This is a genomic window from Streptomyces sp. sk2.1 (assembly GCF_008120935.1).
Taxonomy (GTDB): Bacteria; Actinomycetota; Actinomycetes; order Streptomycetales; family Streptomycetaceae; genus Streptomyces.
Window position 1 is genome coordinate 967,060 of sequence record NZ_RDBO01000020.1, and the last position, 26,494, is coordinate 993,553.

Consider the following 26,494-nt stretch of genomic DNA (forward strand, 5'->3'; position numbering starts at 1 on the left):
GGGCCGGGCGGGTCGCGACGACGACGGTCGCGTACCGCTCCTCGCAGGTGACCACGCGCGGGATCAGGCCGCTGCGGGCCACGGTCTCCTCGGCCCGCGCCGCCTGCCGTTCGCTCGTCTCGACCAGCAGGTGTCCGCCCGGGGCCAGCCAGCGCGGGGCCTCGGCGGCGACCCGGCGCAGGACGTCGAGGCCGTCCGCGCCGCCGTCGAGCGCCACCAGCGGTTCGTGGATGCGGGCCTCGGGGGGCAGCAGTTCGACGTCCTGGGTCGGTACGTACGGCACGTTGGCCAGCAGGATCTCCACCCGGCCGCGCAGCGACGCGGGCAGCGGGTCGAAGAGGTCGCCCTCGTGGACGCGGCCCGCGGCGCCGATGTTGCGGCGGGCGCAGCGCACGGCGGCGGGTTCGACGTCGGCGGCGTGCAGTTCGACCCGGCCCAGCTTCGCGGCGAGCGCGGCGCCGAGGGCTCCCGAACCGCAGCAGAGGTCGACGACGACCGCCCCGGGGCCGGCGAGCGCGGCGGCCCGTTCCACCAGGAACTCGGTGCGGCGGCGGGGTACGAAGACGCCGGGGTCCACGGCGATCCGCAGACCGCTGAACTCGGCCCAGCCGAGGACGTGTTCCAGGGGAAGTCCGGCGACCCGTCGTTCGACCATGGCCGCGAGGCCCGCGGGGTCGGGGGCCGTGGAAATGATCAACTCCGCCTCGTCCTCGGCGAATACGCAGCCGGCGGCGCGGAGCGCGGTGACGATGGCGGGGACGGAGAGCGGTGAAGCGGGTGTCGACATGCGGGCGGAGCCTTTCGGGGAAACCGATGGGCGCTCCGCGGTCGACTACTTCGGGTCGACGCGATCCTGTGGGAGGAGCACCCAGCCTGATCCAGCGGTAATGGGTCTCACCTCCTCGGTCGGGCCCCCGATGTGGGGATGCGTCACCCTACCCCATGCCCAGGTCGTGCACCGCCGCGCACGGCGGTGCCCCGCGCGGTCGCTTCGAGCGCCGGGCGGGGCACCGGGGGGTCGTGTCGACGGTTACAGGTCCACGCTGTCGCGCAGCTTCGTCGGCGTCAGGAACAGGGCGGCGACCACGCCGACCACCGCGATGGCCGCCGAGATGAGGAAGATGGTGCCGGTGGCGTCGCCGTACGCGGCGCGCACCACCTCCTGGATCTGCGGCGGCATCGCGGCGATGTCGAGGGTGGAGCCGCCCGAGGACGAGGCCGCCGGGTCGATGCCGAGCTTCGCCAGGCCGTCGGCGATCTTCGTGGCGACCTGGTTGGCGAGCACCGCGCCCAGCACCGAGACGCCGATGGTGCCGCCGAGCGAGCGGAAGAAGGTGATCGCGCCGCTGGCCGCGCCGAGTTCGCCGAGCGGGACGGTGTTCTGGAGGACCAGGACCAGGTTCTGCATCGACATGCCGACCCCGACGCCGACGGCGAGCATGCCGGCCGAGACGAGGACCAGCGAGGTCTCGTGGTCGATGGTGGACAGGCCCAGGAAGCCGAGGGTCAGGACGACGACGCCGGCGATGATGTACGGCTTGACCTTGCCGGTCCTGGAGACCAGGCGGCCGGCGACGGTGGAGGAGACCAGTACGCCGAACATCAGCGGGATGGTGAGGAGTCCGGCCTCGGTCGGCGAGTAGCCGCGGCCGATCTGGAAGTACTGGCCGAGGAAGACCGCGCCGCCGAACATGGCCATGCCGACCGCGAGGCTGGCGACGATGGCGAGGGCGGGGTCGCGGCGGCGTACCACGTGCAGCGGGACGACCGGCTCCGCGACCCGGTTCTCGACCACGACGGCCGCGACCAGGATCAGGGCGCCGGCGCCGACCATGGCGAGGGTCTGCCAGGAGATCCAGTCGAAGTCGTTGCCTACGAAGGTGACCCAGAGCAGCAGCAGGCTGACGCCGGCGGCGATCAGCGAGGCCCCCAGGTAGTCGACCTTCGTCTCCGACCGCCGGACCTCGTCCAGGTGCAGGGTGCGGGTGAGCATCACGAGGGCGACCAGGGTGAACGGCACGGCGATGAAGAAGCACCAGCGCCAGCCGAGCCACGAGGTGTCGGTGATGAAGCCGCCCAGCAGCGGACCGCCGACGGTGGCGACGGCCATGACCCCGCCCAGGTAGCCGTTGTACCGGCCGCGCTCCTTGGGGCTGATCATCGCGGCGATGATGACCTGGACGAGCACCTGGAGCGCGCCCATGCCGAGGCCCTGCACGGCCCGGAAGGCGATCAACTGCTCGGTGGACTGGGCGAATCCGCAGGCGATCGACGAGACGACGAAGATGCCGATGGATATCTGGAGCAGCAGCTTCTTGCTGAACAGGTCGGCGAGCTTGCCCCAGATGGGCGTGGAGGCCGTGGAGGCCAGCAGGGTCGCGGTGACGACCCAGGTGTACTGCGACTGCGTGCCGTCCAGCGAGCCGATGATCTTCGGCAGTGCCACCGAGACCACGGTGCTGCTGATCATCGCCACGAACAGCACGATCAGCAGGCCGCTCAGGGCCCGCAGCACATGGCGGTGGTCCATCGGCGCGGCGTCGGTCGGCGCGGCCGTTCGTGCGCTCACGCGCAACCTCCGGAGGGTTCGTACGGGGGTGGGAAAGGGTTCACCATACATGCTCATTGGGAAATTTTGCGCACTGAGCAATTATGCCCGGCGGGGAGATAATGAGCCCATGGAGAGCGCTGCGGGACTGCGGGAACGCAAGAAGGAAGCCACCAGGCAGGCCGTGCACGAGGCGACGCTGCGGCTGACCGTCGAGCACGGCTTCGACCACGTCACGGTCGAGGCCGTCGCGGACGCGGCCGGGATCTCCCGCAGGACGTTCTCCAACTACTTCGCGGGCAAGGAGGACGCCCTCCTGTACGGGGAGGAGCGGCAGACCAGGGACCTCGTCCGGGCCGTGCGGGACCGGCCCGCCGAGGAGAGCGCCTGGACGGCGCTGCGGGCGGCCGTGGCCCAGTTCGCCGAGCGGGTCTCGCCACCGGAGCGCGCGTGGGCGGTACGGACCAGGCTGGCGATGCGGCACCCCTCGCTGCTGGCCCGGCAGCTCGCCAACCACGCCGCCCTGGAACGTGATCTGGCCGCGGCGGTGTCGGGGCGCCCGGGCCCGTCGGAGCGGCCGGTCGAGCCGTTGGTGCTGGCCGCGGCGTTCCTGTCCTCGCTGCGGATCGCGATGCGGATGTGGATCGAGGAGGACCTGGCCCGGGAGCCCGCCGAGCTGATCGACGAGATCCTCGACCAGATGTCCTGCCGGTTCGACTGAGCGGTACGACGGGGACGGACGGCGGGGGCGGCACCGTCCGGTGCCGCCCCCGCCGTCCGTGCGTCCGTGCGTCCGGAACTCAGCGCGTCGTCGTGGCCGCCACCGCCACCGGCGACGAGCCGTCCTTCACCGCCATGCGGGGCTTCCCCGTCCCGTCCGCCGGCACGGTCCAGACGTCGCTCTTCCGGCCGGATTCGCCCGGCAGCCCGTAGGCGAGCGTGTCGTCGTCCAGCCAGGCCGCCTGGTCGTCGACGCTGCGCTCCTCCGCGAGCGGCGTCTCGCGCATGGTCCGCAGGTCGAGCACGTACAGCCGCCAGGGCGCGGCCGCGTCGTCGGAGACCTTCTTCTTGAAGGCAAGCCGGGTGTTGTCGGGCGACAGCGAGGGGCACTCGACGTTCTGCCGCAGTGCCTTCGCCGACCAGTCCCGCATGTTCCCCTCGACGAGGTACGTGCGGCCCTTGGTGGAGACGGTCGCGTAGAAGCGGTTGTCGTCGCGGGCGAAGGTCACCCCCCAGTAGTTGACGTCGGGGGCGTGGTAGCGGGCGCCGTCGATGGTGAGCGGGATGGTCTCGATGGACTTGATGAGGTAGCCGGTGCGCAGGTCGAGGATGGCGGTGCGGGTCGAGAAGGACGTGGTGGCGTACGAGTCGCCGGTCGCGAACACCGTCCAGGACAGCATCCGGCCGGAGGCGGAGACCCGGGCCCGGGTGGGGATGCCGGGCACGGTGATCCGGCGCTTCTCGCGCAACCGCCGGTCGAGGACGATCGCCTGGGTCTTCGGCAGCACCCCGGGTCTGGCCCGCAGGCAGAGCGCGCCGTCGCCGGAGGCGTGGAACCGGTCGCAGACGGGTCCGCCGGGGGTGCGGGCCGCGGTGGCGGGGGCCATCGGTCGGTGCGCGACCCGGCCGGTGCCGGTGTCCCGGAAGTACAGCGCGGGCCCGTCGAGCACGAACGAGGCGTCGGCCTCGGCCCGTTCGCCGCCCGTCCGGTGCTCCGCGTGCATCACGTACCCGACGGAGCCGCCCGTGAGGAGCAGCACCGCGGCCACCACGACGGCGATGCGGGCCCGGGGCCCCAGCGGGGCCGCGGGGCGCGGGAACCTGGTTCTCATGCGGTCCGCCTCTCGGAGTTCGGGTCCCCCGGCTCCGCGGGAGCCGGGGAGTCGTACGGGGTGCGCGGGGTGCGCGGCAGCAGTGCCCAGCCGGCCGCGAGCGCGGCGAGCAGGACCGTCGTCGCCGTCCACAGCGCGGGCCCCTCCCCCCACAGCGTCCACGCGGCGCCGAAGCCCGCCGCGGCGAGCATCCGCGCCAGGGCCTGGCCGGTCTGGAGCAGTGCGAGTCCGCCCGCCCTGCCGTCGGCGGGCAGGACGGGCCCGGCGAGGGCCATCAGCACCCCGTCGGTGGTGGCGTAGAAGACGCCCAGCAGGATCAGGACCGGGGCCAGGATCAGCGGGGCCGGTCCGCCGAAGGGGGCGAGGAGGGTGGCGTACACGCCGAGCAGCGCGAGGTGCCCGTACAGGAACGGCAGCCGCCGTCCGACCCGGTCCGCGATCCGGCCCGCCGGGATCGCGAGCAGCAGGTAGCACGCCGCCGCGCCGAGCGGCAGCAGCGGGAACCAGCCGACGGGGAGGTCGAGGCGGCGCTGGAGCAGCAGGTAGACGAAGGAGTCCCCGATGGTCGCGGCGCCGAGCAGGGCGGCGGCCGCGAGGATGCGCCGGAAGGCGGGGTCGCGGAGTGCCTCGAACACCTTGCGGGTGCGCCGGGCCGGTCGCACCGGCGGCGCCGGGGGGTGGCCGGGCACGTACAGGACCAGGAGCAGCACCCCGAGCAGGCCGATGCAGAAGCTGACGACGAACACCGCGTCGTAGGCGTCCGCGGTCGCCCAGAGCAGGGAGAACGCGGCGAGCGGGCCGAGCAGCGCGCCGGTGGTGTCCATCGCCCGGTGCACACCGAAGGACCGGCCGAGCGTCTCGGGCGGGCTGCTCAGGGTGATCAGCGCGTCGCGGGGCGCCGTGCGGATGCCCTTGCCGACCCGGTCGGTGGCCAGCGCCGCCGCGATGCCCGCGGTGGCGCCGCCCGCGAGGAGCAGGCCGAGCCGGGAGAGGGCGGAGAGCGCGTAGCCGATGCCGGCGACCCGTTTGTGGCCGCGGCCGCGGTCGGCGGCGTGCCCGCCGAGCAGCCGCACGATGGCCGCCGCGCCGTTGAACAGGCCGTCCAGGAAGCCGAATTGGAGGGGGGAGAGACCCAGTCCGAGGACCAGGTAGAGCGGCAGCACCGCGGTGACCATCTCGGAGGAGATGTCGGTGACGAGGCTGACCGCGCCGAGCGCGAGGACGGTGCCGGGGACGCGTCGGCCCGCTCCGCCGGTGCGGGGCGGGGCCGGCGCGTCCCGGCGCCCTGTGGTCGCCAGGTACATCAGTGGCAGGAGTACTTCGGTCCGGCGTCCTTGACCTTGCCGTCGGTGCCGACGTAGCTCCAGGTGTAGTCGGTGTCGGTGAAGTCCAGCTTCAGGACGCCGTATTCACCGCTGATCCGCTTCTGACTGTTGGGCTGGACCTCCTCGATGGGGTACGGCTCGGCGCCGCCCATCCCGCCGACGATCTCGGTGATGCCGTCCGCGACGGCCTTGCCGTCGGGGTTCTGCGGGGCGAAGCGCTCGTAGTGGTGGTCGTGCCCGTTGAGCACGAGGTCGGCCTTGGCGCCGTACAGGAGCTTCCAGACCGGCCGGCTGACCGGGTCGTTGCCGTGTCCGCCCGAGGAGTACAGCGGGTGGTGCCAGATCGCGGCGACGCACGCCTTGCTGTTCTTGGCGAGGTCGGCCTTGAGCCAGTCGATCTGGGCGCTCTGGTCGAAGGAGTTGGAGTCGAGGGCGATGAAGTGCCAGTTGCCCTCGTCGAAGCTGTAGTAGCTCTTGCCCTGGGGGTAGGCGATCGACCCGTAGTACGCCTTGTAGCCGGCCAGCGAACCGGCCGGGTCGTACGTCTCGTGGTTGCCGGGCACCGGGTGCGTCTTGTTCTTGAAGACGCCCCAGGTCTTGTCGTAGTAGGCGCGGTAGTCGGAGATCCGGGCGTCGTCGTACTGGTTGTCGCCCATCGTCAGGTAGAACTTGGGGTTGAGCTTCTGGGCGAGCGCGGCGGTCCTGGGGTGGGCGCAGTCGCTGTCGGACGCGGTGCACTGGGCGGCGATGTCACCGGCGGCGACCACGGTGAAGGCACCGGTGGGCTGGGGCGTTTCGCCGAGGGTGCCGTACACCTCGACCTCGTACAGCGAGTAGCCGTAGGAGGTGCCGCGCGCGGTGCCGTACACGCGCAGGTAGCGGCCCTTGCCGGTGAGCCCGGACCACTCGTCGGTGCCGCCGTCGCCGGCCGTCTCGTCGGCGAGCCGGGTCCAGTCGGTGCCGTCGGCGGAGACCTCGATCCGGTACGCCTCGGCGTAGGCGTCCTCCCAGTTCAGCCGCACCCGCGTGATGTCGGCGGTGGCGCCGAGGTCGACGCCCAGCCACTGCGGGTCCTCGCCCTCGGCGCTGGCCCAGCGGGTGGCGGGGTCGCCGTCGAAGGCGTTCTGCGGACCGTACTGGGAGTCCTCCTCGGAGGACGAGGTGGCGGTCTTGCCGCGCGAGATGAGCGGGTCCTCGGCGGCGCCGGCCCGGTCGGGGTGGGCGAATGTCAGGCTGCCGGCGAGCAGCAGCACGGCGGCGACGACCATGCCGACCGTACGGCGCTTCGCGGGTGGGGTGAGGGGAACTGAGCCGTTCGGGTGCATCCCTGGACTCCTGGCCTTGTGGGGGTGGCGAGAGCTGGGCATCAGTGCGTGACCCCGTCCCGGCCCGCGTACGGGCAGGGCGGGACCGTGGTGGCCGGGCCAGAGCTCTCACTGAGCGCGTCATGCCCACGGTGCGGGGCACCGCGCCAGGCCACCGCCGGGAATGCTAGCGAACAGTAAACTTTCCTACCAGTCCCTCAACTCCCTTTGCCCCGCATCGGATTCAGCCCTCGCACACCCGTTTGCACCCGGCTGCGCGAGGGCATGAAAAACGGCTTCGGGCCGACGGTTGGTTCTCCCTACCGCCGACCCGAAGCCGTTCACATCCGTCGGCCCGAAGCCGTTCACGCCTGCCGAGCCGAAGCCGCTCGCGTCTGCCGGGTCGGACCGGCCCCGGTCACAGCACCGGCAGCAGGTTCTTCAGCTCGAAGGCGGTGACCTCGCTGCGGTACTCCTCCCACTCCTGCTTCTTGTTGCGCAGGAAGAAGTCGAAGACGTGTTCGCCCAGCGTCTCGGCGACCAGTTCGCTCTTCTCCATCAGCGAGATCGCCTCGCCCAGGTTCTGCGGCAGCGGCTCGATGCCCATCGCGCGGCGTTCCGCGTCGGACAGCGCCCAGACGTCGTCGTCGGCGCCGGCCGGGAGTTCATAGCTCTCCTCGATGCCCTTGAGGCCCGCGGCCAGGAGCACCGCGTACGTCAGGTAGGGGTTGGCGCCGGAGTCGATGGAGCGGACCTCGACGCGGGAGGAGCCGGTCTTGCCGGGCTTGTACATCGGGACGCGGATGAGGGCGGAGCGGTTGTTGTGGCCCCAGCAGATGTACGAGGGGGCCTCGCCGCCGGCGCCCGCGGCGCGGGAGGAGCCGCCCCAGATGCGCTTGTAGGAGTTGACCCACTGGTTGGTGACGGCGGAGATCTCCGCGGCGTGGGTGAGCAGCCCGGCGATGAAGGAGCGGCCGACCTTGGACAGTTGGTACTCGGCACCCGACTCGTAGAAGGCGTTGCGGTCGCCCTCGAAGAGGGAGAGGTGGGTGTGCATGCCCGAACCGGGGTACTCGGAGAACGGCTTCGGCATGAACGTCGCCTGCACGCCCTGCTCCAGCGCGACCTGCTTCATCACCAGGCGGAAGGTCATGATGTTGTCGGCGGTGGAGAGCGCGTCCGCGTAGCGCAGGTCGATCTCCTGCTGGCCGGGGGCGCCCTCGTGGTGGCTGAACTCGACCGAGATGCCCATGGATTCGAGCATGGTGATCGCCTGACGGCGGAAGTCCATGCCGACGTTCTGCGGGGTGTGGTCGAAGTAGCCGGAGCTGTCGGCGGGGGTGGGGCGGCTGCCGTCGACCGGCTTGTCCTTGAGCAGGAAGAACTCGATCTCCGGGTGGGTGTAGAAGGTGAAGCCCAGGTCGGAGGTCTTGGCGAGGATGCGCTTGAGGACGTAACGGGGGTCGGCGAAGGACGGCGAGCCGTCCGGCATGAGGATGTCGCAGAACATCCGGGCCGTGCCGGGGGCCTCCGCGCGCCAGGGCAGGATCTGGAACGTTCCCGGGTCCGGCTTGGCGATCATGTCGGACTCGTACACCCGGGCGAAGCCCTCGATGGCCGAGCCGTCGAAACCGATTCCCTCGTCGAACGCCTGCTCCAGCTCGGCGGGGGCGACGGCGACGGACTTGAGGTAGCCGAGGACATCGGTGAACCACAGCCGTACGAAGCGGATGTCGCGCTCCTCAAGCGTCCTGAGGACGAATTCCTGCTGCTTGTCCATAGCCACATCCTTGCAGTTCAGACGGTCCGTGCACCACCGCCCGGGGTAGGGGAGGAACTCCAGTATCACGACCCGGGATTTCACCCAGATTACGCACACGACGTGAGATGGAGCACCCGGCCACCCACTACGATCGGCGGCCGTGGCACGCACGGGGCGAAGCGGCTTCGCAACGGCCCCGCACGCGCCCGTTCCCATGATCGGCAGCCGCCCCCGCCCCCTTCCCAGAAGGACCTGACGCCATGAGCTTCGTTCCCGGGCCCCACCCGCAGCAGCCGCACGACGCCCACCGCGCGCGGCAGCGCCGCGACCGCGCCCTGGCCATAGGGCTGAGCGTGCTCGTCGTCGCGGGCCTGGTCGGTTTCGGCTCGTACCTGGTGCTGAACACGTCCGAGGCGTCGGAGCAGAAGCAGGAGCGGGCTCAGGACGCCGGGTCCGCGTCCGGGGCCGGGTCCGAGGACGGCAAGGCGCCCGCGGAGGGCCGGCAGGGGAAGTCGGACGGCGGCCCGATCGAGGGGCTGCGGACGTGGGACGCGGAGAAGCTGACCCGCAACCACGTCACCACCCCCGTCACGTACCCGATGAAGCCCCCGGTCGGGGGTGACCACAACCCCGTTTGGATGAACTGCGACGGCGAGGTGTACGAGAAGGCGATCCCCGACGTGAACGCCGTGCACTCGCTGGAGCACGGCTCCGTCTGGGTGACGTACACCGGCAAGGCACCGGCCGCCGACGTGGCGAAGCTGGCCGAGCGGGTCGGCAGGACGCCGTACTCGCTGATGAGCCCGTACGAGGGACAGAGCGGGACGATCATGCTGAGTGCCTGGGGCAACCAGGTGACGGTGGACGGCGCCGACGACCCGCGGGTCGGCCGGTTCTTCGAGAAGTTCGTGCAGGGGCCGCAGACGCCCGAGCCCGGTGCGACGTGCTCGGGCGGGCTGGGGACGCCGTGACCGCCCCACGGCGCGTCCGGCGCGTCCGATGGGCGGTGGGGTCCGCCGCCGCGCTCGCCCTGCTGTGCGCGGGGGCGGCGACGGTCGCCGCCGCGCGGGACGACGGGGCGGGGCGCCCGGCGCACCACGCCGCCGGCGCTCCGGGCACGCCCGCGGCGGACTCGGCGGACGCCGGTTTCGCCCGCGACATGGCCGTCCACCACCAGCAGGCCGTGGAGATGTCCTTCGTCGTGCGCGACCGCACGCGGGACGAGGAGGTGCGCCGGCTCGCGTACGACATCGCCAACACGCAGGCCAACCAGCGCGGCATGCTGCTCGGCTGGCTGGACCTGTGGGAGTTGCCGAAGACGACGGCCGGGCAGGAGCCGATGGACTGGATGGCGGGCGGCGGGCACGAGGGCCACGCGCTGAACGGCGCGGACGGGGCCGGGAGCGCGGGGAGCGGTCACCGGGCCCACGACGAACCGCTCATGCCCGGCATGGCCACCAGGGCCGAACTGGCCCGGCTGCGCGCGGCGAGCGGCAGGACGGCCGAGGTCCTGTACCTCCAGCTGATGACCGACCACCACAAGGGCGGCGTCGACATGGCCCGCGGCTGCGCCCGGCTGTGCGCGGTGAAGGCGGAGAAGCGGCTCGCCCGCGGAATGGTCGCCGCCCAGCAGTCCGAGCTGGACGCGATGGCCGACATGCTGAAGGCGCGAGGGGCGAAGCCCCGGTCCTGAGGAACTCCCGCCGGACCCCGGCCCCGAGGGGCCCCCGCCGCCGGACCCCGCCCGGGTCCGGCGGCGGTCGCGTGCCCGGCTCCGGCGGCGGGCCCGGCCCCGTCCCTCTCACGCACTCGAAGCAGGCGCGAGCGGTCGCGTACTCCGAACGGGCGTATGACGATGGAATCACTCGGGGTCGTACAGCATGCCCACGGCATTCAGGAGGAAGCCCTCATGACCACCGCCAAGGACATCATGCACACCGGGGCCACGTGGATCCCCGCGCACGAGACGCTCGACCGGGCCGCGCAGCTGATGCGCGACCACAAGGTCGGTGCGCTGCCCATCTCGGCCAACGGCGAGCAGGACCGGATGATCGGCATCCTCACGGATCGCGACATCGTGGTCGGCTGTGTGGCGATGGGCCACGATCCGTCGAAGATGACCGCGGGCGACCTCGCCCACGGCACTCCCCGCTGGATCGACGCGGAGGCCCAGGTGGAAGAGGTCCTGGACGAGATGCAGACCCATCGGATCCGCCGGCTCCCGGTCGTCGAGAACAAGATGCTGATCGGCATGATCAGCGAGGCGGACCTGGCACAGCACCTCACCGAGGAGCAGATCGCCGGCTGGGCGGAGAAGGTCTACGCGCGCGGCTGACCGGCACCCGCGGACACCGGCCCGACGACGGCCCGTCGCCCCCTCGCCCGAGGAGGTGGCGGGCCGCTTCGGTGCCCGCCCGTCCCCGCGTCCGTCGGTTCCGGCACCCGTCCCTCCCGCGGACACCGTTCCGGCACCCGCCCTCTCCGCGCCCGTCCCCCACCCCATCAGGCCCGGAACCATTGGGGCGATACGTTTCCGCACGCCTCCGTGTTCCTCCGCGCGCGAGTGATACCCGGCGGGGGTAGGGTGCTCGACATGACCCTGAGTGGATGTGCGACGTACGGACAGTTGTCCCTGTTCGTCTCGCTGCTCATCGGGATCGCCCACCTCCTCGGGTGCGTCCCGGCGCGGTTCACTCCGGTGGCCGGTCCGGTGCCCCGTCCGGCCCCGGTCCGTCCCGCCCCGTTGTCGGTGCTGCGCATATAGAGGGGCGCGCCTCCCCTCCGCCCCGCGGCAAGGGGACGCCGCCCCTCCTCCAGCAGACCGGAATACCGACAACACCCCGAGGTGCACTCTCGTCATGCGCACTCCCCCCACCCGGCGCGCCGTGCTCGGCGCCGCTGTCGCCACCGTCGGCACGGCAGTGCTGACCTCCTGTTCCGGCGACGGCGACACCGCCGCCGCCGGCAAGAAGACCGTCGGCGCGAACGCCGGTGGCACGAGCCACGGCAGCGTGAACCACGGGGCCGCCCCCGGCAGGAAGACCAAGGGCGAGTACGTCTCCCCCGACGGGGAGGAGGTCGCGCGGGCCGAGGCCCGGCGGGGCTCGGGCCCCGTGCGGAAGGTCGATCTCGTCGCCACCCCGTCCCGGCTCGACCTGGGCGGCCTCACCGTCGGCTCCTGGGCGTACGAGGCCCGGCTGCCCGGCAAGGAACTCCGGGTCACGAAGGGCGACACCCTGGCCCTCACCCTCGCCAACCACCTCCCGCACGACACCTCGCTGCACTGGCACGGCCTCAACGTGCGCAACGACATGGACGGCGTGCCCGACCTGACCCAGCCGCCCATCAAGGCCGGTGCGGAGTTCCCCTACCGGTTCACCGTGCCGCACGCGGGCACGTACTGGTTCCACCCGCACACGGGCGTCCAGCAGGACCGCGGGCTGTACGCGCCGCTGATCGTCGAGGACCCGAGGGAGCCCCTCAAGTACGACAAGGAGTGGGTCGTCGTCCTCGACGACTGGGTCGACGGGGTGGACGGTTCGACCCCGGACTCGGTTCTCGACGAGCTGAGCGGCGGCAGGGGCGGCATGGACCACGGCGGCGGCAGCCACGGAGCGCCCGCCGCCTCCTCGAAGCCCGCCACCCCCTCCAGGTCTGCCGGGCCCTCCGGGGTCGGCAGGGGCCCCGAGTCCACCCCGCGCCGTTCCGGCCCCTCCCGGCTGAAGCGGGGCTCCTACAGCGAACTGCTGAACAGCCACGGGGGCGACGTCGCCTACCCGCACTACCTGATCAACGGCCGCATCCCGAAGTCCCCCACCTCCTTCACCGCCAGGCCCGGCGACCGGATCCGGCTGCGCATCATCAACGCGGGCGGCGACACCGCGTTCCGCGTCGCGCTCGGCGGCCACCGGATGACGATCACCCACACCGACGGCTACCCGGTCCGGCACACCACGACGGACGCCCTGCTGCTGGGCATGGGCGAGCGCTACGACGTGCTGGTCACCGCCGAGGACGGGGTGTTCCCGCTGACCGCGCTCGCCGAGGGCAAGGGCGCTTCGGCGCTGGCCCTGCTCCGCACCGGGAAGGGCACGGCGCCCACCGCGTCCGTACGGCCCGACGAGCTGTACGGAAAGCTGGTGCAGGCGTACGACCTGGACCCGGACGAGTCGGTGATCCTGTCCCGGCGCGAGCCCGACCGGATCATCCGGATCAGGCTGACCGGCAGCATGGAGAAGTACGACTGGGCCTTCGACCACGAGCCGTACGACCCGGAGCGGCGCCGCTCGGTGCGGGAGGGCGAGCGGGTCAGGCTGGAGTTCTTCAACGTCACGGAGATGTGGCACCCCATCCACCTGCACGGGCACTCCTTCGGCCTCGTGGGACCGGCGGGGCCCGCGCACCGGGCCACCCGGCGCGGCCGGACCACCTGGGCGCGCAAGGACACCGCGATCATCCGGCCGAACAACTCGCTGGCCGTGGAGTTCGACGCGGACAACCCGGGGCTGTGGATGCTCCACTGCCACAACATCTACCACTCGGACGTGGGCATGATGACGGTCCTCGGCTACCGCAGCTGACCGGTCCGCCGCCCCGTTCCCGGTGGGCCCGCGGCCCCCGTTCCGCGGCCCACCGGGACATCGCGTCAATCAGACGATTACACTGGTGCGCGTGCCTCAACTACGCCTCGCACTGAATCAGATCGACTCGACCGTCGGTGACCTCGCCACAAACGCCGAGGCGGTCGTCCGCTGGACCCGGCACTCCGCCGAACAGGGCGCCCATCTGGTGGCGTTCCCCGAGATGATGCTGACCGGGTACCCCGTCGAGGACCTGGCCCTGCGCCCGTCCTTCGTCGAGGCCTCGCGCCGGGCGCTGCGGGCGCTCGCCGTCCGGCTCGACGAGGAGGGGTTCGGGGAGCTGCCGGTCGTCGTCGGTTACCTGGACCGTTCCGAGACGGCCCAGCCCCGGTACGGCCAGCCCGCCGGCTCCCCGCAGAACGCCGCCGCGGTGCTGCACGGCGGGCGGGTCGCGCTGGCCTTCGCCAAGCACCACCTCCCCAACTACGGCGTCTTCGACGAGTTCCGGTACTTCGTGCCGGGCGACTCGATGCCGGTCGTGCGGGTCCACGGCGTCGACGTGGCGCTCGCGATCTGCGAGGACCTCTGGCAGGACGGCGGCCGGGTGCCGGCCGCGCGCGCCGCCGGTGCCGGGCTGCTGCTGTCGATCAACGCCTCGCCGTACGAGCGGGACAAGGACGACACCCGGCTGGAGCTGGTCCGCAAGCGGGCCCAGGAGGCCGGCTGCACCACCGCGTACCTGGCGATGATCGGCGGTCAGGACGAGCTGGTCTTCGACGGCGACTCGATCGTCGTCGACCGGGACGGCGAGGTGATCGCCCGCGCCCCGCAGTTCGCCGAGGGCAGCGTCGTCCTCGACCTGGACCTGCCGGCCGCCTCCGCCGAGCCGCCGTCCGGCGTCGTGAACGACGGGTTGCGGATCGACCGCGTGGTGCTCTCCGAGGACCCCCTCCCGGCGTACCCGGCGGAGCTGGCCGGAGGGTACGCCGAGCGGCTGGACGACGACGAGGAGCTGTACTCGGCGCTGGTCGTGGGCCTGCGCGCGTACGCCGCGAAGAACGGTTTCAGCAGCGTGCTGATCGGGCTCTCCGGCGGCATCGACTCGGCGCTGGTCGCCGCGATCGCCTGCGACGCGCTGGGGGCGCAGAACGTGTACGGCATCTCGATGCCGTCGAAGTACTCCTCGGACCACTCCAAGGACGACGCGGCCGAACTGGCCCGCCGCACCGGGCTGAACTTCCGCACCGTGCCGATCGAGCCGATGTTCGACGCGTACATGGGCGCGCTGGGGCTCACCGGTCTGGCCGAGGAGAACCTCCAGTCCCGGCTGCGCGGCACGATGCTGATGGCCGTCTCCAACCAGGAGGGCCAGATCGTCCTCGCGCCGGGCAACAAGTCCGAGCTCGCGGTCGGCTACTCGACGCTGTACGGCGACTCGGTCGGGGCGTACGGCCCGATCAAGGACGTCTACAAGACGTCGATCTTCCGCCTCGCGAAGTGGCGCAACCGGGCCGCGGAGGAACGCGGACAGGTCCCGCCGATCCCGGAGGCATCCATCACCAAGCCGCCCAGCGCCGAACTGCGCCCGGACCAGGTGGACACGGACTCGCTGCCCGACTACGACGTACTGGACCGGATCCTGGAACTGTACGTCGACCGGGACCAGGGCCTGGACGAGATCGTCGCGGCCGGGTTCGACGAGGAACTGGTGGCGAAGACCCTGCGGATGGTGGACACCGCGGAGTACAAGCGGCGCCAGTACCCGCCGGGCACGAAGATCTCCCCGAAGGGCTTCGGCAAGGACCGTCGCCTCCCGATCACCAACCGGTGGCGCGAGACGCGCTGACCGACGGGAACACGGACGGCCGGGGCCGGGGCGCACGTGCGCCCCGGCCCCGGCCGTCCGTGTCCGCCCGTGCGCGTCGTCCCGCGCCCCGGGTCACAGGCGTACTCGGGCCGCGATCGGCAGGTGGTCGCTGGCCGTCCTGTCGAGCGTCCATGACGACACCGGTTCGACGTCCTTCACCAGGATCTGGTCGATCCGCGCCATCGGGAACGAGGCCGGCCAGCTGAAGCCGAAGCCGTCGCCGGCGGCGCCCTGGGTGGAGCGCATCTGGGCGGTGACCGCGTTCAGCGCGCGGTCGTTCATCGTGCCGTTGAGGTCGCCGAGCAGGATCACCTTGTCGAGCGATTCGTGGGAGATGGCCTCGCCCAGGGCGTCCACGCTGTTGTCGCGCTGGTTGGCGGTGAATCCGGCGTGCAGTTTGACCCGTACGGACGGCAGGTGGGCCACGTAGACGGCGACCTTCCCCTTCGGTGTCGTGATGGTGGAGCGCATCGCCCGGGTCCAGCCCATCTTGATGTCGACGGGGCGGGTGGCGCTCATCGGGTACTTGCTCCACAGGCCGACGGTCCCCTGCACCGCGTGGTACGGGAAGCGCTCGGCGAGGGCCGCCTCGTACGCCGACACCTTGCCGCTCGGCAGCTCCTCCAGGGCGATGACGTCGGCTCCGGAGTCCGCGACGTGCCGGGCGGTGCCCGCGGGGTCGGGGTTGTCGGCGTTGACGTTGTGGGTGGCCACGGTGAGGTCGCCGCCGGTGCCGGACTTGTCGGTGAGCAGGCCGCCGAAGGCGTTGAGCCAGACCACGACCGGCAGCAGGAGGGCGATCAGCGCGGTCGCCGAGCGGCGCACCAGGGCCAGGACCAGCAGCAACGGGATGAAGACGGCGCACCAGGGCAGGAACGTCTCGGAGAGGCTGCCCAGGTTGCCGATGGTGTTCGGGATCTCGGAGTGGAGGGCCATCACGAGGGTGAGCAGGACCGAGCACAGGGCGAGGACGATGCCGCGCCGCCAGATGCCCCGGTCGCCGACCAGCCTGTCGCGCAGGGCCCGCAGCCGTGCTCCCGGCCCGCCGCGTCTGGCGGCGCGGCATCGTCCTCGCCCTGTGCTCGGTCCTGCTCACCCTCGTGATGGCCCTCCACTCCGAGATCCCGAACACCATCGGCAACCTGGGCCAGCCTCTCCGAGACGTTCCTGCCCTGGTGCGCCGTCTTCATCCCGTTGCTGCTGGTCCTGGCCCTGGTGCGCCGCTCGGCACCGCGCTGATCGCCCCTCCTGCTGCCGGTCGTGGTCTGGCTCAACGCCTTCGGCGGCCGGGGGCCAGTCCCTCCATCAGGAGCCGGACGATGCGGTCGGTGAGGTCCTCGGGCAACGACGCGTCGGGCCGGTGGACGGTGCGTACGAGCATGGGGCCCAGGAACAGGTCGTTCATCAGCTCCACGTCCAGGTCCGCGCGGAGCTCACCGGCGTCGACCGCGCGCCGCACCGCGGCCAGCATGGCGGCGCGGCGCGGCGCGATGACGGTGCAGTGGTACTCCGCCCACAGCCTGGGGTGGCTCTTCATCTGTGCGAAGACGTTGTGCAGCAGGGCCGAGGAGCGCTGGGCCAGGCCGCGGCGGCGGATCGACTCCAGCAGCAGCCGCAGGTCGGCGAGGCCGGCGGTGCCGGAGACGACGGGTTCGGGCGGCTCGATGTCGCGCAGGACGTCGACGAAGAGCTCCTCCTTGTCGCTCCACCGCCGGTAGATCGTCGCCTTGCCGACGCCCGCGGTCCGGGCTATCCGCTCGATGGACAGGCTGCCGAGCGGTTCGCCCGCCTCCAGCAGCCCGGCGACGGCGTCCAGGATCGCCCGCTCGGCCGCCGCGCTGCGCGGCCGGCCCCGTCGGGGTTCCGGGTCCTTCCGGGACGGCCGATCCCGTTCCTCTTCCTGTGCCCGCACGTCGATCCACCTCTCACCACGCCGTCCGACCGCCGTTCCGATTCTCGCCGACGGCGGTGGCGGTCCCGTCGGCCGCCCTCGGGGCCCGGGGTCGTCCGGGTCCCGGGGGCGGGTGCCTCAGTCTCCCGGGGCCGTCCTCCTCACCGGCCCGCCCCCGCCGCGCGCACCGGTCGGCCGCCCTTCCCGGAGCCGCCGGGCTCCTGTCCCGCGGGCGGCTTCCCGGGCAGGAACAGGGCCACCACGAGGGCGCCCACCAGTGCGATGGTGGCCGAGCCGATGGCGGTGACGTGCATGGCCTTCAGGAAGGCGTCGTTCGCCGCGTCGATCAGCGGGGCGCCCGCCGCGCCCATCCGGTCCGCGACGCCGAGCGTCGCCTCGATCGACTCCCCCGCCGTCTCCCGGAGGCCGGCCGGGAGCGCGTCGAGGTGCCCCTCGATGTCGCCCCGGTAGACGGTGGACAGCACCGAGCCGAGCACGGCGACCCCGAGTGCCCCGCCGACCTGCCGGAACGTGTTGTTCACCGCCGAGCCGGAACCGGCCTTCTCGCGGGGCAGCGCCTGCATCACGGAGACCGTGACCGGCGTCATCACGTGTGCCATGCCCGTGCCCTGCACGAAGAGGAGCAGGCACAGCACCCAGACCGGCGTGGTGCCGTCGAACAGCGCGAACGCCGCGAGCCCGATCGCCACCAGCAGCATGCCGACGGTGCACACGGCACGGGCGCCGAAGCGGTCGACGAGCAGCCGGGCCCGCGGCGCGAAGATCATCTGGGCGGCGGCCAGCGGCAGGAGCATCAGGCCCGACTCCAGCGCGCTCCAGCCGCGCACGCTCTGCATGTAGAAGGCGGAGAAGAAGGTCACCCCCATCAGCGCGAAGAAGACCAGCGCTATGGCGGCCACGGCCGCGGAGAACGACGGCTCCTTGAAGTACGAGATGTCGATGGCCGGGTGGGTGCTGCGCTTCTCGTGCCAGACGAACCCGATCAGGACCAGCAGACCGCCGGCGATCGACAGGAGCACGATGGCGTCGGTGAAGTCGGCGAGTTCGCCGCCGCGGATGATGCCGTACACCAGCAGCACCAGTCCGACGATGGAGAGCAGCACGCCGATCGGGTCGATCCGGCCCGGCCTCGGGTCCTTGGAGTCCGGCACCAGCAGCACCATCGCGATCAGCGCCACGATCACCACGGGCACGTTGACCAGGAAGATCGAGCCCCACCAGAAGTGTTCGAGCAGCAGTCCGCCGGTGATCGGGCCGATCGCGATGGCGAGCCCGACGCTGCCGGCCCATATCCCGATGGCCCGGGGCTGCTCGTCGCGCTCGAAGACGTTCATCAGCACCGCGAGCGTGGCGGGCATGACGAAGGCGGCGCCGAAGCCCATCAGGGCGCGCCAGGTGATCAGCTGGTTCGGCGAGTCCGACATGGCGGCCAGGGCGGAGCCGATGCCGAAGAGCAGGATGCCGAAGAGCAGCACCTTCTTGCGGCCGATGCGGTCGCCGAGCAGGCCCGCGGTGAAGAGGAGCCCGGCGAACACGAGCGTGTAGGAGTTGATCGCCCACTCCAACTCGCTCTGGGTGGCCCCCAGTCCGGTGGGTGCGGGGCTGGCGATGGTCTTGACCGCGACGTTCAGGATCGAGTTGTCCAGCACCACGATGAGCAGGCTGAACATCAGAACGACGAGGATCGCCCAACGGCGGCGGTGGATCGCCTCCGGGACCTGGGGCACGGCGGTGCGAGCGCCGGACGGTATTGACATGTCAGGAGCCTAACCGGTTTCGATACGAGACCGTCTCGTATTGGAAAGACTTTTACGACAAGAGTTCTTTCGACCGTGCCTTGAGCCCGCGTCCGGTGCCCCACTTCCCGCGAAGGGGCACGGGATGCCACCATGGAACCGGTCCGGGGACGCCGTGAGGGCGCCTCGAGATGACGAAGGAGCCCACAGCAATGTCGCTTCAGGCTGCGCGGAACCAGTCCGCGAACACCTCCGCGGGAACCCCCGCCGACAGCAGCAAGGCGCTGTACGGAGGGAAGAGCACCCGCCGCATCTCCGTCCACGACATCGCCGCCGCCACCGGGCGCGGCGAGAAGTGGCCGATGCTCACCGCCTACGACGCGATGACCGCGTCCGTCTTCGACGAGGCCGGCATCCCGGTCATGCTCGTCGGCGACTCCATGGGCAACTGCCACCTCGGTTACGAGACCACCGTGCCCGTCACGATGGACGAGATCGCGATCCTCTCCGCCGCCGTCGTACGGGGCACCGGGCGCGCCCTGATCGTGGCGGACCTGCCCTTCGGTTCGTACCAGGAGGGCCCCGTCCAGGCCCTGCGCAACGCGACCCGGCTGATCAAGGAGTCCGGGGTCGGCGCGGTCAAGCTGGAGGGCGGCGAGCGGAGCCACGAGCAGATCAAGCTGCTCGTCGACGCCGGGATCCCGGTCATGGCCCACATCGGCCTGACCCCGCAGTCCGTCAACGCGATGGGCTACCGGGTGCAGGGCCGCGGCGAGGAGGCCGCCCAGCAGCTGCTGCGCGACGCCAAGGCCGTGCAGGACGCGGGCGCCTTCGCCGTCGTCCTGGAGCTGGTGCCGGCCGAGCTGGCCGCCGAGGTCACCCGCATCCTGCACATCCCGACCATCGGCATCGGGGCCGGTCCCGACACGGACGCCCAGGTGCTGGTCTACACCGACATGGTCGGGCTGACCGGTGGCAAGGTGCCGCGCTTCACCAAGCAGTACGCGAACCTGCGCAAGGTGCTGGGCGACGCGGCGAAGGAGTTCGCCGAGGAGGTCGTGGGCGGCGCCTTCCCGGCCGCCGAGCACACCTTCCACTAGAGCGTGTCCCGGCCCCGGCCCCGACCGCCCGCAGAGGGGCCCTCGCCCCACGAAGGCGCCTCTGACCTGTGAAAAGGGCCGGGAACCAGACCATTTCCCGCACCACCGACAGCCCGCCGACATCCCCCATCGGCGGGCTGTCGGCCTGCTGTCGGCGGGCTGTCGGTGACGGCTGGTGCCATGGTCGGCATGACGCGAATCGACAAGAACCCCAGGAGCGGCCCGAACGCCGTCGAGGTCCGGGGACTGGTCAAGCACTACGGCTCGACCAGGGCGCTGGACGGTGTGGACCTCGACGTGCGCGAGGGCACCGTGCTCGGCGTGCTCGGCCCCAACGGCGCCGGCAAGACCACGCTCGTGCGCTGCCTGTCCACCCTGATCCGGCCCGACGCCGGCCGCGCCGTCGTAGCGGGCTTCGACGTGGTGCGCCAGCCCCGGCAGCTGCGCCGCACCATCGGCCTGACCGGCCAGTACGCCTCGGTCGACGAGAAGCTCTCCGGCCGGGAGAACCTCTACATGATCGGGCGGCTGCTCGACCTGTCACGCAAGGGCGCCCGGTCCCGGGCCGACGAACTGCTCGAACGGTTCTCGCTCACCGACGCGGCCGGGCGCGCCGCGATGGACTACTCCGGCGGCATGCGGCGCCGGCTCGACCTGGCCGCCTCGATGATCGGCCGCCCGGCCGTCCTGTATCTGGACGAGCCGACGACGGGGCTCGACCCCCGTACCCGCAACGAGGTATGGGACGAGGTGCAGCGGATGGTCGCGGAGGGGACGACCGTGCTGCTCACCACCCAGTACATGGAGGAGGCCGAGCAGCTCGCCGGCGAGCTGACCGTCATCGACCGGGGCAGGGTCATCGCCCACGGCGGGGTGGAGGAGCTGAAGACCCGGGTCGGCGGGCGCACCCTGCAGATCCGGCCCTCGGACCCGGCGCACCTGCCCGCCATGACCCGGGCGGTCCGGGAGGCGGGCCTGGACGGGCCCGGGGGCGTGCAGACCGTCCCGGACGAGGGGCTGCTGTGCGTACCGGTCCTCAGCGACGAACAGCTGACCTCGGTCATCGGCCTGCTCGGCGCCCGGGGCTTCCCGCTGGCGCACGTCACCACCGTGCTGCCCAGCCTGGACGAGGTGTTCCTGGCCATCACCGGCGAGAGGACGAGCCCTTCCGCCGTCGACACGATCCCCGAGGAGGTCGCAGCATGAGCACGACGCCCCTGTCCCCCGCTCCCGCCGGCCCGGTCCCGGCGGAGCCGGTCCACGACGAGGGCCGGATCGGGCCGCGCGGCAGCCTGCGCCACATCGGCGCGCTGGTCCGGCGCAATCTGCTCCAGATCAAGAAGGATCCGGAGTCCATGTTCGACGCCCTCCTGATGCCCGTCGTCTTCGTCCTGCTGTTCGTGTACGTGTTCGGCGGCTCGGTCGGCGGCAGCATGGGCGGCGGCCGGCAGGAGTACCTGAACTACCTGGTGCCCGGGCTGATGTCGATGATGGGCGTGAGCATCGCCTCGGCGGTCGGCACCGGGGTCAACGACGACTTCCGCAAGGGCGTCATGGACCGGTTCCGGACGATGCCGATCGCCCGTTCCTCGGTCCTCGTCGCGAAGATCGTGGTCGAGCTGGGCCGGGTGCTGGTCGCCACCCTGATCCTGCTGGGCATGGGCTTCGCGCTCGGCATGGAGCTCCGGAACCCGGTGCTCGGGCTGATCGGGGCGGTCGCGCTGTCGGCGGTGTTCAGCGCCGCCATCATGTGGATCTTCATCCTGCTGGGGCTGGCCATGAAGACGGCCCAGGCGGTCCAGGGAACGGGGATGCTCGTGCTGATGCCGCTCCAGTTCGGTTCCTCGATCTTCGCCCCGACCGAGACGATGCCGGGCTGGCTGCGGACCTTCACCGAGTACAACCCGCTGTCCAACCTGGCGGACGCGATGCGCGGCCTGATGATGGGCGGGCCGGTCTCCCACTCGGTGTGGGTGACGCTCGGCTGGGCCGCGGCGATCACCGCGGTGGCGGCGCCGCTCGCGGTGGCCCGGTTCCGCAGGAAGGACTGACGGACGGTCCCCGGCCGGACTTCTCCTGCCGGCCGAGCCCCCCGCCGGACCTCCCCCGGCCGGGACGGCTCCTCCACGGCCGGGACGCGCGGCTCACCGTTCCCGGTACGTGTGCTCCCGGTACGTCTCCCCGAGGGCGGCGGCCTCCGCCATGGAGAGGCCGCCGCCCTCCGCGTGCGCGGCCTCGTAGGCGGCCCGGCCGAGGACGGCGACGGCGCCGCGTTCCGCCCGTTCCCGGTCGTCCCGCTCCACCCACGTCGGCACGTGGCCCCGGGGCAGCAGGGCCGGACCGGCGCCGAGCAGCCGGGCCGCGTCCGCGGCCCGCCGCTCACCGCCGAGCCCGACCAGGGCCCGGGCCAGGGTGAGGAAGTGGATGACGGGCATCTGGGGCGCCATCATCCGCGTCAGCGGGTCGTGGGACCGCTCCAGCGCCGTCAGGACCCGGCACAGGGCGTCGGCGTACCGCCCGTCCTGGTTGTCCAGCCAGGCCAGTGCGCCCAGTACGAACCCGTCGAAGGCCGCCGCCGTCTCGGAGCGGAACCCCTCGCGCGCCGCGTTCATCTGCTCGCGCGCCTCGCCGGTGCGGCCGCTGCGGCCCAGCCACATGGCGAGGTAGAGGCGGGCGACGGGCATCGCCTCGTGCGCGATCCGCCCTTCCTCGGCGAGCACCTCCCGCAGGATCGTCTCGCCCTCCGCGCCGCGGCCCAGTTCGACGAGCGCGGACGCGTACCGGGTGCGCAGCACCGCCACCTGGGCCCGGGCCCCCAGCCTGCGCGCGTGGCCGACGGCGGCCCGGAAGTCCTCGGCCGCCCGCGCGTGCTCGCCCAGCCGTTCGGCGGCCTCGCCCCTGGAGGAGAGCGCCTCGGACGCGCCCCAGTCGTCGCCGAGCCGGTCGAAGATCCCCAGGCTCTCGTCGGCGTCCGCCAGCGCCTCGGCCGCCCATTCGGGCCGGTTGGCCAGGACGTTGGCCCGCATGTGGAGCGCCGCGGCCAGCTCCCACTCGTAGCCGAGGTCGCGGCAGGCCCGGACCGCCTCGGCCAGCAGTCCCCGCAGGTCCTCCAGTTCGCCGGTGAGCATGACCGCGAAGAACCAGAGCGATGCCGGGACGCGGCAGGTCTGCGGCTGGCCCGCCCGGTAGGTACTCGCGATGACGCGCAGCCGGGCCCGGCCCTTCTCGTCGTGCCAGGTCTCCTTGGTGTGGTCCGCGCTGAGCAGGTGCACCAGGGCCACCTGGCGCCGCGCCTCCTGGAGCAGTTCGGGGTTCATGGGCGGCGGCGCGTCGGTGCAGCGCTCGTACAGGGAGGGCGCGGGCTCGGCGGGCGGGGCGAAGGGGTCGGGCCCCAGCGCGGCGGCCGCGGCGGCCCAGTGCAGCGCGTCGGCGCGCAGGTCGCGTATCTGCCAGTACCAGGCCAGCGAGAGCACCAGGCAGAGCGCCTCCTGTTCGTCGCGGGCGGCGACGGCGTGGCGCAGGGCGGTGCGGAGGTTCTCCTGCTCGCGCTGGAGGAGGTCGATGGCGGACTGCTGCCCCGCGCCGCGCAGCGCGGGATCGGTGGTACGGGCCAGCTCCCGGAAGTGCACCAGGTGGCGCCGCTCCACGGCGTCCCGTTCGCCCGCCTCGTCGAGCCGTTCGGCGGCGTACTCGCCCACGGTCTCCAGCAGCCGGTAGCGCATGGCGCCGTCCGCGGCGGGCGTGGCGACGACGAGGGACTTGTCGACCAGCGAGCCGAGCAGCCCGGCGACCTCGCGCGCGTCCCCGGGCCCGTCCGCGCAGACCTCCTCGGCCGCGGCCAGGGTGCAGCCGCCGGCGAAGACCGACAGCCGGCGCAGCACGGCGCGCTCGGGTGCGTCCAGGAGGTCCCAGGACCAGTCGACGACGGCGCGCAGGGTCTGCTGCCGGGGCAGTGCGGTGCGGGCCCCGTTGGTGAGCAGCCGGAACCGGTCGTCGAGCCGGTCGGCGATCTGGCGCGGGGTGAGCATCCGCAGCCGGGCCGCGGCGAGTTCGATGGCGAGCGGCAGCCCGTCGAGGCGCCGGCAGATCTCGGCCGCGGCGGCCGCGGTGTCCGGGTCCGCGTCGGTCCGGAAACCGGGCCGGGCCGACGCGCCGCGGTCGGCGAGCAGGCGCAGCGCCACCGGGGCGGGCAGCGGGTCGACGGGGCGGACCAGTTCGCCCGGAACGCCCAGGGGTTCCCGGCTGGTCGCGAGCACCGTCAGCCGGGGGCAGTGGGCGAGCAGGTGGTCGGCGAGGGCGGCGACGGCCCCGACGAGGTGTTCGCAGTTGTCCAGAAGCAGCAGCATGTGGCGCCGGGAGCAGTGCTCGGTGAGGCGCACGAGGGGGGTCGCCGGGTTGCGTTCGGCGGCCCGCAGCCCCTCGGCGCCCGCGCCGCGCAGCACGGTCTCGCGGGCGCCGAGCGCGGTCAGCACGGCTTCCGGTACGGCCTCGGGGTCGTCGACGGGGGCGAGTTCGGCCAGCCAGACCCCGTCCGGCCAGGCGTCCGCGACGGATTCGGCGGCCTCCTGGGAGAGCCGGGTCTTGCCCGCGCCGCCGGGGCCCAGGAGGGTGACCAGTCTGGCGTGCGAGAGGTCGTGGTGCAGGGCCCCGATGTCGTCCTCGCGCCCGACGAAACTGGTGAGCCCGGCCCGGAGGTTTCCCCGCGGTGCGGCGGGTGCGCCGGTGCGGGCGGGTGGCGCCGGGGGCTGCGGCGCGGGCCGGGGCGCCGGTTCCTGGTGGAGCAACTCGGCGTGCAGAGACCGCAGTTCGGGGCCGGGATCGGTGCCGAGCCGGTCGGCGAGCAGGGTGCGCACCTCGTCGTAGGCGGCCAGTGCCTGTGCCGTGCGCCCGGCGTCGCGCAGGGCCCGCAGCCGCAGCGCCTGGAGCGGTTCGTCCAGGGGGTGCTCGGCGCACAGGGCGACGAGTTCGGGCAGGGCCTCCTCGGCCCGGCCGAGCGCGAGGGCGGCACCGAGCCCGCCGCGCCGGGCGGCCAGGCGGCGGGCCTCCCAGCGGACCTCGGCGGCGCGCCGGTCGGGCAGGTCGGCCAGGACCGGGCCGCGCCACAGGGCGAGCGCCTCGTCCAGGGTGCTCAGGGCCTTCGCCGCGTCCCCCTCGGCCAGGGCCCGGGTGCCCTCCGTCACGAGCCGTTCGAAGCGGTGGAGGTCGATCGCGTCCGGCTCGGCGGCCAGCCGGTAGCCGTTCTCCGCCGAGGCGACCGCCGCGTGGCCGAGGGCCCGCCGGAGCCGTCCGACGAGCGCCTGGAGGGCGCCCGTCGCGTCGGCGGGCGGGTCGCCGTCCCACACCTCGTCGACGAGCACGGCGGCCGGGACGGTGCGGCCGGGGCGCAGCGCGAGGGCGGCGAGCAGGGCGCGCAGCCGTGCCCCGCCGATGGCGACGGCCGTGCCGTCGTCGCGGAATGCCCGAGTGGTCCCGAGGATGCAGTAGCGCACCCGCCCATTCTCCGCGACCGGCACCGGGAACGACGGACCCGGGACACGGGAGCGGCCGGGACGGAGGGCACGGGGTGCGGGCGTCCGGGCGCGGAACCACCGACCCGGCGCGGGGCGTTCACGGGACGTCCGTGCCGCGCCGCCGGTACGGTCGACGGACCCGCCCCGCCTCCCGGCCCCTCCCCTCCCGTTCCCCGTCTCCCCCGCGCGTCCGTCAGGAGTCCGCCGATGAGCACCGCAGCAGCCCGCAGGGACCGTCGGATCAGCCCGGTCTTCCTCGGCATCGCCGCCGTGGCGGCGGTCGCGGGCTGGGCGGTGTGGACGGACACCGGGTACCCCTACGGGCTCGCGGTCTTCGTCTTCGTCACGGCGGCGTGGGTGGTCTCGCTCTGCCTGCACGAGTACGCGCACGCCCGCACCGCGCTGCACAGCGGGGACACCTCCGTCGCCGCGAAGGGCTACCTCACGCTCGATCCGCTCCGCTACACCCATGCGCTGCTGAGCATCGTGCTGCCGGTGCTGTTCGTGATCATGGGCGGTTTCGGGCTGCCCGGCGGGGCGGTCTTCATCGAGCGGGGCCGGATCCGCGGCCGCTGGAGGCACAGCCTGGTCTCGGCGGCGGGCCCGCTGACGAACGTGCTGTTCGCGCTCGTGTGCACGGCGCCGTTCTGGCTGCACGCGCTGGACGGCGTCCCGAGGGAGTTCCGATACGCGCTGGCGTTCCTGGCCCTGCTCCAGGTCACCGCGGCGATCCTGAACCTCCTGCCGGTCCCGGGGCTGGACGGGTACGGGGTGGTCGAGCCCTGGCTGCCGTACCGGATCCGCCGCCGGGTGGAGCCGTTCGCGCAGTTCGGGCTGCTCGCGGTGTTCGGCCTGCTGTGGATCCCGGAGGTCAACGAGGTCTTCTTCGGCGCGGTCCACGGCCTGCTGGAGGCGCTGGGCGTGGACCGGCTCGGCGCGGAGTGCGGTCGTGCCGCGTACCAGTTCTGGGAGAACTGGAACGAGGAGTACCCGGTCTGCGCGACGGCCCCCTGAGCGG

At 72.6% G+C, this 26,494-nt stretch carries 21 protein-coding genes and 1 pseudogene; 12 read left to right on the forward strand and 10 right to left on the reverse strand.

What is annotated here, in order from left to right; translation table 11 throughout:
* Positions 1–787: putative protein N(5)-glutamine methyltransferase (locus EAO76_RS07830; RefSeq protein ID WP_148835626.1), on the reverse strand; the 787-nt coding region annotated here is incomplete at its 3' end.
* 243 nt (positions 788–1,030) lie between these two features.
* Positions 1,031–2,530, reverse strand: a complete 1,500-nt coding sequence (locus EAO76_RS07835; RefSeq protein WP_187438541.1) for an MDR family MFS transporter — start codon at positions 2,528–2,530, stop codon at positions 1,031–1,033.
* A 148-nt stretch (positions 2,531–2,678) separates the two neighbouring features.
* Here EAO76_RS07835 and EAO76_RS07840 point away from each other — a divergent pair, with 148 nt between their 5' ends.
* Positions 2,679–3,269, forward strand: a complete 591-nt coding sequence (locus tag EAO76_RS07840; RefSeq protein ID WP_148834672.1) for a TetR family transcriptional regulator — start codon at positions 2,679–2,681, stop codon at positions 3,267–3,269.
* 79 nt (positions 3,270–3,348) lie between these two features.
* Here EAO76_RS07840 and EAO76_RS07845 read toward each other — a convergent pair whose 3' ends face one another.
* The 4 genes from EAO76_RS07845 to glnA all read right to left on the reverse strand — a co-directional run bounded on the left by EAO76_RS07845 (position 3,349) and on the right by glnA (position 8,789).
* Positions 3,349–4,380, reverse strand: a complete 1,032-nt coding sequence (locus EAO76_RS07845; protein WP_148834675.1) for a hypothetical protein — start codon at positions 4,378–4,380, stop codon at positions 3,349–3,351.
* Positions 4,377–5,684, reverse strand: a complete 1,308-nt coding sequence (locus tag EAO76_RS07850) for an MFS transporter (protein ID WP_148834677.1) — start codon at positions 5,682–5,684, stop codon at positions 4,377–4,379. The genes EAO76_RS07845 and EAO76_RS07850 overlap by 4 nt, the downstream gene beginning before the upstream one ends.
* Positions 5,684–7,030 (reverse strand): discoidin domain-containing protein, encoded by a 1,347-nt coding sequence (locus EAO76_RS07855; protein WP_148834678.1) that lies wholly within the window; start codon positions 7,028–7,030, stop codon positions 5,684–5,686. Before EAO76_RS07855 ends, EAO76_RS07850 begins: the two co-directional genes overlap by 1 nt.
* Positions 7,031–7,427: 397 nt before the next feature.
* Positions 7,428–8,789 carry a type I glutamate--ammonia ligase gene (glnA, locus tag EAO76_RS07860; protein WP_148834680.1) on the reverse strand — a complete coding sequence of 454 codons (1,362 nt, stop codon included), beginning with the start codon at positions 8,787–8,789 and terminating at the stop codon, positions 7,428–7,430.
* A gap of 242 nt (positions 8,790–9,031) precedes the next feature.
* Between glnA and EAO76_RS07865 the strand changes: the two genes are divergently transcribed.
* From EAO76_RS07865 to EAO76_RS07885, 6 genes are all read left to right on the forward strand, one after another.
* Positions 9,032–9,742: a DUF3105 domain-containing protein gene (locus tag EAO76_RS07865; protein WP_148834682.1), complete on the forward strand. Its 711-nt coding sequence runs from the start codon at positions 9,032–9,034 to the stop codon at positions 9,740–9,742.
* On the forward strand, positions 9,739–10,464 hold the full coding sequence (locus EAO76_RS07870; protein ID WP_148834684.1) for a DUF305 domain-containing protein: 726 nt from the start codon (positions 9,739–9,741) through the stop codon (positions 10,462–10,464). The genes EAO76_RS07865 and EAO76_RS07870 overlap by 4 nt, the downstream gene beginning before the upstream one ends.
* Before the next feature lie 216 nt (positions 10,465–10,680).
* Positions 10,681–11,106, forward strand: coding sequence for a CBS domain-containing protein (locus EAO76_RS07875; RefSeq protein ID WP_148834686.1), 426 nt, complete (start codon positions 10,681–10,683; stop codon positions 11,104–11,106).
* A gap of 258 nt (positions 11,107–11,364) precedes the next feature.
* Positions 11,365–11,535: a hypothetical protein gene (locus EAO76_RS44395; RefSeq protein WP_187438496.1), complete on the forward strand. Its 171-nt coding sequence runs from the start codon at positions 11,365–11,367 to the stop codon at positions 11,533–11,535.
* 94 nt (positions 11,536–11,629) lie between these two features.
* Positions 11,630–13,351, forward strand: coding sequence for a multicopper oxidase family protein (locus EAO76_RS07880; RefSeq protein WP_148834688.1), 1,722 nt, complete (start codon positions 11,630–11,632; stop codon positions 13,349–13,351).
* Between the two features lie 91 nt (positions 13,352–13,442).
* Positions 13,443–15,197, forward strand: coding sequence for an NAD+ synthase (locus EAO76_RS07885; RefSeq protein ID WP_148834690.1), 1,755 nt, complete (start codon positions 13,443–13,445; stop codon positions 15,195–15,197).
* A gap of 93 nt (positions 15,198–15,290) precedes the next feature.
* On the opposite strand, the gene EAO76_RS07890 is transcribed toward EAO76_RS07885, so the two are convergent.
* The gene (locus EAO76_RS07890) at positions 15,291–16,238 is read right to left on the reverse strand and encodes an endonuclease/exonuclease/phosphatase family protein (protein ID WP_399461839.1); all 948 of its coding nucleotides are present in this window, start codon (positions 16,236–16,238) and stop codon (positions 15,291–15,293) included.
* A gap of 32 nt (positions 16,239–16,270) precedes the next feature.
* Between EAO76_RS07890 and EAO76_RS45970 the strand changes: the two are divergent.
* Positions 16,271–16,454, forward strand: a pseudogene (locus tag EAO76_RS45970) (hypothetical protein); the annotation flags it as partial.
* Positions 16,455–16,488: 34 nt separating this feature from the next.
* Here EAO76_RS45970 and EAO76_RS07900 read toward each other — a convergent pair.
* Both EAO76_RS07900 and EAO76_RS07905 read right to left on the reverse strand, forming a co-directional pair.
* On the reverse strand, positions 16,489–17,130 hold the full coding sequence (locus tag EAO76_RS07900) for a TetR/AcrR family transcriptional regulator (RefSeq protein ID WP_262375304.1): 642 nt from the start codon (positions 17,128–17,130) through the stop codon (positions 16,489–16,491).
* A gap of 140 nt (positions 17,131–17,270) precedes the next feature.
* The gene (locus tag EAO76_RS07905; protein WP_148834696.1) at positions 17,271–18,887 is read right to left on the reverse strand and encodes an MFS transporter; all 1,617 of its coding nucleotides are present in this window, start codon (positions 18,885–18,887) and stop codon (positions 17,271–17,273) included.
* 191 nt (positions 18,888–19,078) lie between these two features.
* On the opposite strand from EAO76_RS07905, the gene panB reads away from it, so the two are divergent.
* From panB to EAO76_RS07920, 3 genes are all read left to right on the forward strand, one after another.
* A complete protein-coding gene (gene panB / locus EAO76_RS07910; protein ID WP_148834698.1) occupies positions 19,079–19,966 on the forward strand; it encodes a 3-methyl-2-oxobutanoate hydroxymethyltransferase in 888 nt (295 codons plus the stop codon).
* Positions 19,967–20,146: 180 nt separating this feature from the next.
* Positions 20,147–21,172: an ATP-binding cassette domain-containing protein gene (locus EAO76_RS07915; protein WP_148834700.1), complete on the forward strand. Its 1,026-nt coding sequence runs from the start codon at positions 20,147–20,149 to the stop codon at positions 21,170–21,172.
* Positions 21,169–22,017 (forward strand): ABC transporter permease, encoded by an 849-nt coding sequence (locus EAO76_RS07920; RefSeq protein WP_148834702.1) that lies wholly within the window; start codon positions 21,169–21,171, stop codon positions 22,015–22,017. Before EAO76_RS07915 ends, EAO76_RS07920 begins: the two co-directional genes overlap by 4 nt.
* A gap of 93 nt (positions 22,018–22,110) precedes the next feature.
* Here EAO76_RS07920 and EAO76_RS07925 read toward each other — a convergent pair whose 3' ends face one another.
* On the reverse strand, positions 22,111–25,455 hold the full coding sequence (locus EAO76_RS07925; protein ID WP_148834704.1) for a BTAD domain-containing putative transcriptional regulator: 3,345 nt from the start codon (positions 25,453–25,455) through the stop codon (positions 22,111–22,113).
* A 228-nt stretch (positions 25,456–25,683) separates the two neighbouring features.
* On the opposite strand from EAO76_RS07925, the gene EAO76_RS07930 reads away from it, so the two are divergent.
* On the forward strand, positions 25,684–26,490 hold the full coding sequence (locus EAO76_RS07930; protein WP_148834706.1) for a site-2 protease family protein: 807 nt from the start codon (positions 25,684–25,686) through the stop codon (positions 26,488–26,490).
* The last annotated feature ends 4 nt before the right edge of the window (positions 26,491–26,494 follow it).